The organism is Kerstersia sp. (assembly GCF_052103615.1).
Lineage (GTDB): Bacteria > Pseudomonadota > Gammaproteobacteria > Burkholderiales > Burkholderiaceae_B > Kerstersia.
This window is the reverse complement of sequence record NZ_JBQEKA010000101.1, coordinates 1-10,832: the sequence shown is the minus strand read 5'-3', so window position 1 is coordinate 10,832 and position 10,832 is coordinate 1. Positions and strand designations below refer to the sequence as shown.

Below are 10,832 nucleotides of genomic sequence, written 5' to 3'. Positions count from 1 at the left end.
GCCGCCCCGGTTGGCGTCCCGCGCGCGGGACGCAAACCGGCAGGACTCGGCTATGATGGGTGCTCATTCACCCCTGCTGCCATGCCCGTCCTGTTTCCTCATTCCACTGCCGTCACCAGTGTTGCGCCTGCCACGGCGCCGCGCCTGGTTGTCTGTTTCTGCGCCCAATGGTGCGATACCTGCCGGGCCTATCTGCCCGTGCTGGAAGCCCTGTCGGAAAAATACCCGGACGATTGCTTCGCCTGGGTGGACATCGAAGACCACCCTGAATTTCTGGGGGATGTGGATGTGGAAAATTTCCCGACGCTGCTGATCATGGAAGGCGAGCGCACCGCTTTCTTCGGCACCATGCTGCCCCATATTGGCCATCTGGACCGGCTGCTGGCGCAACTGCCTGCCGAAACAGCAGTCAGCCATGAACTGCCCGATGTGCGCGCCCTGCTGCAAGAGGCCTGCACCGCCCGCTGAATGCCCGCAGGCTTGCCGCGCGCCTGAGCCGCGGCAGCCTCATAATGCAGCCCCCCATAACGCAACAGGCCTCACGCCGCGGCCTTGCCTTGCCTTGCCTTGCCTTGCCTTGCCTTGCCTGCGGCAGCGCTGTGCGGCACCGGTGCCGCACTCTTTTTCAGACACGGCTGTCCGATACAAAAAAACAGGCCAGCCCCCAGAGCAAATTACCCAAGGGCTGGCCTGCATGCGCAATCGCGCGAGGTCAGAGACGCAAAGTCAGCGGCGCAAAGTCAGCCACACAGGGCCGACCGCGCAGAATCAATCGCGCACAATCAACGGCGCGGGTTGCCCGCACCGCCTAGCAGCAAACCCACATTGCGGGGTTTGGCCGCCGCCTGATCCGCCTGTTCGGCGGACACAGGCTCGCTCACGCCGCGCGGCGCTGTCGCGGCGGCCGCTGGCTCATAAGGCTTGGCAAAGAACTCATCGGCCGGTGCCGCGCTGGCCGTGTGGCTGCGGCCGCTGCGCGCCGAAGCGCCGGCATGGCTGTGCGCACGGCTGCTGCGGCTTGCCATAGTAGGCAAGGCCAGCTCACCGCGCGGCACCGGGCGGCGAATCAGTTTCTCGACATCCAGCAGCAGACGCTCATCATCTGGCGCATAGAACGAGATAGCCTCACCCTTGGCGCCAGCACGGCCCGTCCGGCCAATGCGGTGCACATAATCTTCGGCGTTGTAGGGCAGGTCGTAGTTGATCACGCAGGGCACGCCCGCCACATCCAGACCACGCGCCGCCACATCGGTCGCCACCAGCACTTCCAGCTCACCGGACTTGAACGCTTCCAGGGCTTTCATGCGGTCGGCCTGGCTTTTATCGCCATGGATGGACTCGGCCAGCACGCCGTCACGCGCCAATTCACGCGCCAGCCGCGCCGTGCCGATCTTGGTGTTCGAGAACACAATGACCTGGCGCAGATTGCGCGATTTCACCAAGTGCACGACCGCCGCACGCTTATCTTCGCCGCGGATGGCGTAAGCGACCTGCGTCACGGTGTCAGCCGTCGCATTGCGTCCCGCGACCTCGATTTCCACCGGATCTTGCAGGAAGGAACGGCCCAGCTTGCGGATTTCATTGCTGAATGTGGCCGAAAACAGCAGCGTTTGGCGCTGCGTCGGCAACAGTTTCACGATACGGTCCAGATCGGGCAAAAAGCCCATATCCAGCATGCGGTCGGCTTCGTCCAGCACCAGCAGCTGCACTTGCGACAGATTGACCGTTTTCTGTTCAACGTGGTCCAGCAGGCGGCCGGGCGTAGCGATCAGCACTTCGCAGCCGCGCCGCAACGCTTCTTTCTGCGGCGCGATATCGACACCGCCGAACACGACGGTGGAACGCAAAGGCGTGTGCTTGCTGTAGCGGCGCACGTTCTCCGCCACCTGATCAGCCAATTCACGCGTCGGCGCCAGCATCAAGGCCCGCACCGGGTGGCGCGCCGGCGACGCGCTATGCGTTGCCAGGGGCATCAGGCGATGCAGAATCGGCAGCGTGAAGGCCGCCGTCTTGCCGGTGCCCGTCTGCGCCGCTCCCATCACGTCACGGCCGCTGAGCACTTGCGGGATGGCCTGTGCCTGAATCGGCGTCGGCGTGAGATAGCCGGTATCGGCCACGGCCCGCAAGAGATCGGGATGCAAGCCGAAATCTGCGAAAGTCTGCGTGGATGTATCGTCCTCCGGGACGGAGGGAGTCTGTGTCTGGGTCATCAATCGAAGGTTTTGCATAGCCGGCCTAAGCCGGACAACATGCGTCGCCGCAGTCGGGGCGCGCGTCATCGCGCCTGAAGAACACGGTTTCCAGGCATTTTCTGCCCCGAAAAGGCAGTTTGCACGGGAACCGCTACCGTGCCGGGCTAGACTGCGATCCTGCCACCCGGCAACGGGCAAAAGCGTCATTTTAGCGCAGTGTTCAAAATATACCCGCCTGCTGTTGCAAGCGCAGCACAGAAAAGCAGAATTCCTGCTCTGCCGGCCCCTTCAGCGCCGTCAAAGAAAGAGCGCCCGCAAGCCCCAAAGCGCCACCATTCCGCCCAGAATCATGAAAACCGTATTGCGGGTACGCAGAAATATCGCAATTCCCGACAGCCCCGCAAAGAGGCGCAAATCGAGCACCGGCCCCGCGCCCTGCGCCCAGGGCAACAGCTCCGGCACAATGATCGCCGTCAACGCCGCAGCGGGCGCATAGCGCAAGGCCTGCCGCACCATATCCGGCAAGGGCAGATGGTCTCCGAACAACATATAACCGCTGCGGCTGATGAAGCTGCACAGCACCAGCACGGCAATCACTCCATAGGCATAGGACGCCGGAACGTTTTCCATCATTGCTCCTTGACGCGGCCCGCACCACGGTTCAAACGGTTCTCCGCCAGAATGCCAGCCACAATGCCAGCCACCACCGCCACGGCCAGGCCCAGCCGCAGCGGCCAATTCTGCCCGACCCAGGCCACTGCCGCCGCCACGGCGACCGTCACCGCCATCGGCCGGGTTCGCACCAATGGCACCAGAATCGCCAGCAACGCCAAAACGGCGGCAAATTCCAGCGACCAGTCCGAGGGGATGATGGCCCCCAGAAACACCCCTATCAACGAGAAAAACTGCCAGTTGAACCAGGCCGGCACCATCATGCCGATATAAAACCAGACTTGCTCGCGCTGCCGGGAAGGCGCTTCCTTGCCGTAACGCGACATGAACACGACAAACGTCAGGTCTGTCGTGAAGTAACCCAGAAACAGGCGCTGGCGCCAGGGCAAATGGCGGAAATAAGGATGCAGGGCAGCGGCGAAAATCACGAAACGCAGGTTCACCATGAGCGCTGCGGCCAGAATCAGCAGCAAAGGCTCGCCCGCAGCAATCATCGGCAACGACAGCAGCTGCGCCGAACCAGCATACACCAGCACCGTCATCCAGGTCGCCGCCCATTCACTCAGGCCCGACTTGACCAACGCGACGCCCGTCACCAGCCCCCAGGTGCCGCTAGCCACCAGAGTCGGCACGACGGCCTTAACCCCGTCGATAAAACTCTCGCGCCGCACATGCTTGCGCCGGGCTTCCAGCGCCTCATCCCTGCCTTCCACTTCCTGTCTCCTTGCCTGCCAGGCGGCCAGGCCCGCCTGCATTCTTTTTCTCTCTATTCCGCCCGGGTGCAGGCAGCCCTGCCGCCTGCGTGGCGCGAAACCTGCACTGGCGTTAAAACCCTTGAAACCAAACGCGCTTTGCGCCGGTCACGTTGCTACAATGGCAACCGAGTTTTCATTGCCTGAATTTCAGGCGCCAGCGTAGCATGCGGACCGCGCATGCCGCCCGCGTCCTCCATTATGCAGGAACCAGCATGAGCACCAACCAGACCTCCTCCGATACCCTCGCCCCCGAAGCCATCGAAGTCGATGCCGACGCGCTGCCTGTTTATTGCCCAGGCCCGCATGCGCCGGCCTGGAGCATGCATCCGCGCGTCTTTCTGGATGTCACCCGCACCGGCTCGGCCAGCTGTCCGTACTGCGGCGCGCTCTACCGGCTCAAGCCGGGCGCTGCCGTCCCGCACCACTGACCAGCCACCCGTCTCCACTGCCATCATGTTCGCCACGCCCGACGAAGCCGAACAAGCTTTTTATAAAGCCCTGGCCCGCCAGGATATCTCTGGCGTGATGCAGGTATGGGCCGACGATGAAGAAATCATCTGCATTTCCTCTGTCGGCTCCCGCATCATCGGCCAGACCGCCGTGCTTCAGGCGATGCGCGAACTTTTCAGCCGTGGCGCGGTCTCCATACGTCCCGTCCGCTGCGCCGCGACCCTCAATATGATGAGCGCGGTTCACGTTCTGGTGGAACAAATCACCGAACGCAGCAGTGCCGGCCTGAAAATCGCTACTCGCCATGTCACGCACGTTTTCCACAAAGGCCCCACAGGCTGGCGGCTGGTTCTGCACCATGCCTCTCCCGCGCCGGATACCGGCGGCCTGCTGCCCTTGCATGAAATCCCTGACGTCGTGCACTGACCTCTCCCGGCGCCTCGCCATCTGGCGCCTTTTGCCGCCCCTTCCGGCGGCGCGACCGACGATACTGCCCATGCCGCGCCAGTCCGCCCGCCCTGCCCCAACCGAGATCCCGTCATGACGGCCCGCCTGGATCTCTCCGCCAGCCACGCTCCGCTCTGGTTGCCCAATGGGCATAGCCAGACGATCTATAGCGCTACCCTGGCGCATTACCATCGCATCGCCTTTTTGCGGCAACGCGTCGAAACGCCTGACGGCGACTTTCTCGATTTCGATTGGAGCGGCCCCGGATTATTTCCACGCCGTGACCCGGAAGGAGCGCCACCGGCCCATGACGGCCTGCTGCCCAAGGGCGCCGCGCTGCGCTGGATGCAGCCTTCAGACTGGGACAAACTGCCGACGCTGGGCCACCCGCCCGCGCTGGTTTTGTTTCATGGCCTGGAAGGCGGCAGCGGCAGCCATTACGCCCAATCCATCTCCCAATATTTCCGGGCGCGCGGATGGATCGTCGTCGTCCCGCATTTCCGCGGCTGCTCGGGCGCGCCCAATCGTCTCGCACGCGCCTACCATTCCGGCGACAGCCAGGAAATCGGCTTTATCCTGGACACCCTGCGCACCGCCTTGCCGCAAGCGCGCTGGCATGCCGCCGGCATCTCGCTGGGTGGCAACGCATTGTTAAAGTACCTGGGGGAACAAGGCCAGGCAGCCAGTTGGCTGCAAGCCTGCGCCGGCATTTCCGTCCCGCTGGATCTGCTGGCCGCTGGCGAGCACCTATCGGAAAATCGTTTCAACCGATATGTGTATGGCAATCTGTTTATCCGCACGCTCAAGCGCAAAGTGATGCAAAAGGCGCAATGGTTCCCTGGCGTGATCGACATCATGCGCGTCACGCAGGCACGCCACCTGCGGGATTTCGACGATGCCTATACCGCGCCCATGCACGGATTCGAAAACGCGCATGACTATTGGGCGCGCTCATCCAGCAAGCAATTCCTGCCTGCCATCACCGTCCCCACGCTGGTGCTCAATGCCCGCAACGACCCCTTCCTGCCGGAAGCGATCCTGCCCGGCCCCAGCGAAGCTTCGGATGCCGTCCTGCTGCACCAGCCTGCCGACGGCGGTCATGGCGGCTTCCCCAGCGGCAACTTCCCCTGCCACCTGAACTGGCTGCCGCAACGGCTGGCACGCTTCTTCGACACGCAGGACTGACGCGCCTCAGGAGGAGCGGAAACGCTCCAGCAGAACGCGCTCATCCTCCAGTTGGCGCTGGATATCATTGATCTCAGCGTCGATCTGCGATTGCTCGTAAAAGTCAGCAGTCATGCCACGCGCCTGGCGCAGCTGCGAGACCGCAGCGGCCAGCGCCCCGGTTTCACGGTAATACCGGGCCATATCCCGCCGCGCCAGGGCCTGGCGCCCCAATTGTTCCTGGCTCTGGGCGCGCAGCTGATACAGCAGCGAATCCCGCCGCCCGCCCTGCTCATCTTTCAGGCGCTCGTCCAGAAACGCCACAGCACCGGCATGATCTCCCGCCCGCTGCATCGCCTGGGCATTCAAGCGCACCATCAATTGCTGCTCCGGCCAGCGCTTCCAGGCGGCCTCGGCCGCTTTGCGCGCATCACGTTTGGCCGCCCAGGCAATCTCGATGTCCAGCGCAGCCTGCTGCGGGGTTTCCATGCCATCCGCGCGCGAAGCCGCCAAGTGGCGTGCCGCCCCATCCAGATCGTTGCGCGGCAAGGCCAGCAGCGCCAGGCCATAAAATGCCGCCGCCCGGCGCACGCCCGTATCCGCGCGCGCCTCGTCGCGCAACTGCGCCTCGACACGCTGGCGTCCTTGCGGATCGCTGGCCTGCTGCACGCGCAGCCGCGAGCGCAAAAACCAGAAGGCCGGACTGCTGGCATGATTGACCGGCGGCAGCATGCGCACACGGTTCTGCATATCCGACATCCGGTCCAGCGATAAAGGGTGGGTGCTGGCATAGGCGCCGCCGCCCGTCCCCTCATTCAGACGCGACGCGCTCATCAGGCGGGCAAACATATGCACCATGCCATTGGGGTCGTAGCCTGCCTTGCGCAGCATTTCCACTCCGGCGCGGTCAGCCTCGCGTTCCGCATCCCTGGAAAAACCCAGCTGCCTGTCTATGGCGGCGGCCTGCCCGAACGCCGCCAGGCCGGTGGCCAGATCCGCGCCGCCCCCAGCCACCGCAGCCAGCAGCGCCGCCGCCACCGCTGCCATCATGACACCGCTGTTTTGCGATTGCTGCGTCAGCCCTCGGGCAATATGACGCTGGCTGACGTGACCGATTTCGTGAGCAACCACCCCGGCCAGCTCCGATTCGGATTCGGATGACACGATCAAACCGCTATGCACGCCGATATACCCGCCAGGCATGGCAAAGGCATTGATGGAAGGATCTTTCAGGCCGAAAATCTGCACGGGAATCTGGCCATGGGGCGCGAAGCGCGCCAGGCTTTCGCCCAGCTCAGTCAGGTACTGGCTCAGATCCGCATCCCCGATATAGGAAGGATCCATCCTGCCCTGAACCATAATGGCGTCTCCCAGACGCCGCTCCTGCAAGGGTGACAGATCCGTCGCCGACGCCGCCCCCATCGAAGGCAGGCCTATGGGCTGCGCGGGGATGGCAGACGGCATCCCCAGCGCACAGACGGCCAGGCCTGCGGCCAGCACTCGCTGGACGGGACGCAAGGCGAAAGCGGAAACCGGCGCTTGCCGGTTTAAGGCAATCTTCATCTTCATGCTGATTATGATAGCGGCGTGGCGCTCAGGTTCCGTAACAATCAGCGTCGCACTGGCGCCGCCTCGTCACCGTCCCGGAACGGCTGCGCCATTTTACGCTTTGCCCGGCTGCGGCCGCGCGGCTGGCCAGGCGACAAAAAACCCGTGGCTGCAAACGCAAACCACGGGTTCATCCTGTTTCCCGGGCCGCGGCTGGCGGCCCGGCCGTCAGGCGCTGGCGGCCACGGCGGCATCAACATCCAGCCGCCGCACGCCGGGATGCTCGCGCAGGCGGCGCACCTGGCACATCATGGCCGCGCGACGCTCTGGCGGGCAATCCACATCCAGATAGGCGTGCACGCTGCCATCCACAACGCCCGGCCCGACACGCAAGGCGGACACTTCCAGCCCGGCATCGCGCAAATCCAGACAAATCTGGCGGCGCAAATCCCCCAGGCGCGACGCATCACAATCCAGCATCAGGCGTTGCATGGAGCGATGCTGGGTACGGGTGGCGGCACCAGCCAGGCCGGCGCGGCGCAGATAGAGATCGAAAATTCGCATGGCAGTCTCCCATTAGGGGTGCCGGACGCCTGAGCGGCCGGCGCGGTTCGATAGCCGGCCGGACGCGTCGGCGTCAGCCGGTACTGGGATCGGACACACAGAAAGCGCAGGATGGCCGCCGTAACGGCTATCGGGTTTCCCTCACGGGAAATGTGAGGCGGAGGAACAAGCAAAATGCTCAACCGCCATGACTGGACGCGCTACCTGCCGGACTGGCCAGCAGGCAGGCAAAAACCTGGAGCGGGTCAGGCCGGAAGCAAGGTGTCGGATCGGCGACTTTCGCCTGGATCAGTGGACACAAATGCCCCTCGTTGTGGAAAGGAGTAAGAGCATAGCATTTTTGTTATTTAAAAACAAGACCTTAAGCTGTTGATTTCTGTTCATTCCTGTCATACCGGGCTACACTGCCTGTAATGTGGGTGATCAGTGCCTCCATCGGGCACACCTCCGCAACCCTATCGCGCCGCTCCTGGCGGCGTGCCATACCTGCCTGACCAGCCCCTCCCCTGCGGCGGGACCTGGGCGGGTGCTTCATCAGAATCCGGGCCAAGCGGCGTCCAGCCTGAGCCGTGGCTGTGTTCCGGGTCCAGGCGGGAGAGGAATCCTATGTATGACGTCGCCATCCTGGGCGCCGGTCCGGTCGGTATTGCCCTTGCCCTGCTGCTGGCGCAGCAGACCGCACGGCCGGAACGCATTCTGCTGCTGGCCAATGACCGCCAGCCCGCAGGCGCGCCGGCCAACAGCCCCGATCCGCGCACGCTGGCGCTGAACCACGGCAGCCGCGTCCTGCTCGAACCCCTGAATGCCTGGCCGGCCAGCGCGGCGGATATCCATACCGTCCATGTTTCGCAAAAGGGCCGGCTGGGACGCACCCTGATTCAGGCCAGCGAACTGCATGTGCCGCGCCTGGGCAGCGTGCTGACCTATACCGACCTGCACGCCAGCCTGTCCCAGGCGCTCGATACCAGCCGCATCACCGTGCGCCATGGCCCCTCGGCGCGCGTGGAAGCGCAGGACAGCAACGGCGTGACCGTCCTGCAAGGCGATCAGCGCTATCAGGCAGCCTTGGCCGTGCGCGCCGACGGCCTGCCCGAACATGCGATCACCGCCACGCAGGGCCAGCAAGCCATCCTGACCCTGGCACGGGCTACCTTGCCCCGTCTGGGCTGGGCTTGGGAACGCTTTACCCGTTCCGGCCCGCTGGCGCTGCTGCCGCACCCCGCGGGCCCTGCCGTCCATGCCGTCGTCTGGTGTCTGCCTGCCGAAGAAGCGCAACGCATCGTGCATCTGGATGACGAGCATTTCTCGGCCGAACTGACACGCCATTTCGGCACCCGCCTGGGCCGCCTGGAAGTCATGGGCAGCCGCACCAGTTTCCCGCTGGCGCCGGCCCATGCCCCCCAATTGCGGGACGGGCGCGTCATGGCCATCGGCAACGCCGCCCAGACCCTGCACCCCGTCGCCGGCCAGGGCCTGAACCTCGGCCTGCGCGATGCCGCCCGTCTGGCCCATGGCCTGGCGCCCTGGCTGCAGGAACGCCAAAGCGCGCTGGATGACATCCTGCATGACTATGCCACGGCGCGCGGACACGACCGGGACCTGACAATCCAGCTCACCGGCTTGCTGCCACGCATTTTCTCGACCCAGACGGCAGTGGTCGAGCATGCCTGCGGGGCCGGGCTGCTGGCGCTGGACCTTCTGCCTGCCCTGCGCGCGCCGCTGGCGCGCCATCTGCTGCAGGGTATGCGCGCCTGACAGGGCCGTCTCCCGTATCGCCGAATGCCGGGCCGGAGCCACCCATTCCGGCCCGGCGCCCCCACCACGCTCCGGCATGGTTAAAATCCCTCCTTATGCGCATCGGCCCCTGGTCTCTTCCCAACAACGTTTTCGTCGCCCCCATGGCGGGCGTGACGGATCGCCCCTTCCGCCAGCTTTGCAAAAAGCTGGGGGCAGGCTATGCCGTGTCGGAAATGGCGGCCAGCAACCCGCGCCTGTGGGAAAGCGTCAAAACCTCACGCCGCCTGGACCACGAAGGCGAAATCGCGCCTGTCGCCGTGCAAATTGCCGGCGCCGACCCGGCCATGATGGCCGAAGCCGCAGTATTCAACGTCGGCAAGGGCGCCCGCATCATAGATATCAACATGGGCTGCCCGGTCAAGAAAGTCTGTAACGCCGCTTCCGGCTCAGCCCTGCTGCGTGATGAAGAACTGGTGGCGCGCATTCTTGACAGCGTGGTGCGCGCCTGCGAACCGCTAGGCATTCCGGTCACGCTCAAGACCCGTACCGGCTGGGACCGCGACAACCGCAATGCGCTGCGCATTGCGCGCCTGGCCGAAGATACCGGCATCGCGGCGCTGACCCTGCATGGCCGCACCCGTGCTGATCTCTACACTGGCGAAGCCGAATACGACACGATACGCGCCGTGCGCGCGGAAATCCGCATTCCCCTGATCGCCAACGGCGACATCGACAGTCCTGAAAAAGCCAGGCACGTCCTCGACTACACTGGCGCTGACGCGGTCATGATAGGCCGCGCGGCCCAGGGCCGTCCCTGGTTGTTCCGCAATATTGACCACTACCTGCGCACCGGCGAGCAACTGCCGCCGCCCAGCTGGCAGGCCATGCGCGAATTGCTGCTGGAACACCTGGACGACCACTACCGTTTTTATGGCGAGCACACTGGCGTGCGCACCGCCCGCAAGCACATCGGCTGGTATCTGGCCGGCCTGCCCGGCGCGCAGGCATTCTGCGCCGTGATGAACCGTCTTGACGACACCTGCGCCCAATGGCGCGCCGTTGCAGACTGGTTCGACCAGAACATGCGCGCTTGCGATCCGCACGCCCCCGTTATCGCCACTGGCCCCCTGGCCGCCTGAAGCGGCCCTCACTCTTTTATCCTGAACATGAGCAAGCAAGATGTCCTCGAAGAATGTGTGCGCACCAGCCTGGAGCGCTACTTCGCCGACCTGGAGGGGGATGCCCCCCAGAACATGTGGAACATGGTGATGACCGCCGTCGAGCGGCCCGTGCTCGAGGTCGT

11 protein-coding genes and 1 pseudogene are annotated in these 10,832 nt (G+C 64.5%); 7 read left to right on the top strand and 5 right to left on the bottom strand.

Translation table 11 applies throughout. The annotated features are described in order from the left end of the window. Positions 1-81 precede the first annotated feature (81 nt). Complete coding sequence (locus ACTJGZ_RS14580; RefSeq protein ID WP_441663629.1) at positions 82-468, top strand: thioredoxin family protein; 387 nt, start codon at positions 82-84, stop codon at positions 466-468. A gap of 314 nt (positions 469-782) precedes the next feature. Here the strand turns inward: ACTJGZ_RS14580 and ACTJGZ_RS14575 are convergent, their stop codons facing one another. The 3 genes from ACTJGZ_RS14575 to ACTJGZ_RS14565 all read right to left on the bottom strand — a co-directional run bounded on the left by ACTJGZ_RS14575 (position 783) and on the right by ACTJGZ_RS14565 (position 3,556). Then, the gene (locus tag ACTJGZ_RS14575) at positions 783-2,210 is read right to left on the bottom strand and encodes a DEAD/DEAH box helicase (protein WP_441663628.1); all 1,428 of its coding nucleotides are present in this window, start codon (positions 2,208-2,210) and stop codon (positions 783-785) included. Between the two features lie 279 nt (positions 2,211-2,489). After that, positions 2,490-2,822, bottom strand: coding sequence for an AzlD domain-containing protein (locus tag ACTJGZ_RS14570; RefSeq protein WP_441663625.1), 333 nt, complete (start codon positions 2,820-2,822; stop codon positions 2,490-2,492). Next, positions 2,822-3,556, bottom strand: a complete 735-nt coding sequence (locus ACTJGZ_RS14565; RefSeq protein WP_441663627.1) for an AzlC family ABC transporter permease — start codon at positions 3,554-3,556, stop codon at positions 2,822-2,824. The genes ACTJGZ_RS14570 and ACTJGZ_RS14565 overlap by 1 nt, the downstream gene beginning before the upstream one ends. Before the next feature lie 275 nt (positions 3,557-3,831). Between ACTJGZ_RS14565 and ACTJGZ_RS14560 the strand changes: the two genes are divergently transcribed. The 3 genes from ACTJGZ_RS14560 (at position 3,832) to ACTJGZ_RS14550 (ending at position 5,701) form a co-directional block, all read left to right on the top strand. Next, complete coding sequence (locus ACTJGZ_RS14560; protein WP_441663624.1) at positions 3,832-4,047, top strand: zinc-finger domain-containing protein; 216 nt, start codon at positions 3,832-3,834, stop codon at positions 4,045-4,047. Positions 4,048-4,072: 25 nt separating this feature from the next. Next, the gene (locus ACTJGZ_RS14555; RefSeq protein WP_441663623.1) at positions 4,073-4,495 is read left to right on the top strand and encodes a YybH family protein; all 423 of its coding nucleotides are present in this window, start codon (positions 4,073-4,075) and stop codon (positions 4,493-4,495) included. 114 nt (positions 4,496-4,609) lie between these two features. After that, complete coding sequence (locus tag ACTJGZ_RS14550; protein WP_441663622.1) at positions 4,610-5,701, top strand: YheT family hydrolase; 1,092 nt, start codon at positions 4,610-4,612, stop codon at positions 5,699-5,701. Positions 5,702-5,707: 6 nt separating this feature from the next. Here the strand turns inward: ACTJGZ_RS14550 and ACTJGZ_RS14545 are convergent, their stop codons facing one another. Further along, complete coding sequence (locus ACTJGZ_RS14545) at positions 5,708-7,243, bottom strand: M48 family metalloprotease (RefSeq protein ID WP_441663626.1); 1,536 nt, start codon at positions 7,241-7,243, stop codon at positions 5,708-5,710. Between the two features lie 213 nt (positions 7,244-7,456). After that, the gene (locus tag ACTJGZ_RS14540; RefSeq protein WP_441663621.1) at positions 7,457-7,792 is read right to left on the bottom strand and encodes a hypothetical protein; all 336 of its coding nucleotides are present in this window, start codon (positions 7,790-7,792) and stop codon (positions 7,457-7,459) included. A gap of 606 nt (positions 7,793-8,398) precedes the next feature. Here ACTJGZ_RS14540 and ACTJGZ_RS14535 point away from each other — a divergent pair. The 3 genes and pseudogenes from ACTJGZ_RS14535 to ACTJGZ_RS14525 form a co-directional block, all read left to right on the top strand. Continuing rightward, a complete protein-coding gene (locus ACTJGZ_RS14535) occupies positions 8,399-9,547 on the top strand; it encodes an FAD-dependent monooxygenase (protein WP_441663620.1) in 1,149 nt (382 codons plus the stop codon). Positions 9,548-9,642: 95 nt separating this feature from the next. Then, positions 9,643-10,668, top strand: a complete 1,026-nt coding sequence (gene dusB / locus ACTJGZ_RS14530; protein ID WP_441663619.1) for a tRNA dihydrouridine synthase DusB — start codon at positions 9,643-9,645, stop codon at positions 10,666-10,668. Positions 10,669-10,695: 27 nt separating this feature from the next. Continuing rightward, positions 10,696-10,832 (top strand): annotated as a pseudogene (locus ACTJGZ_RS14525) (Fis family transcriptional regulator); the annotation flags it as partial.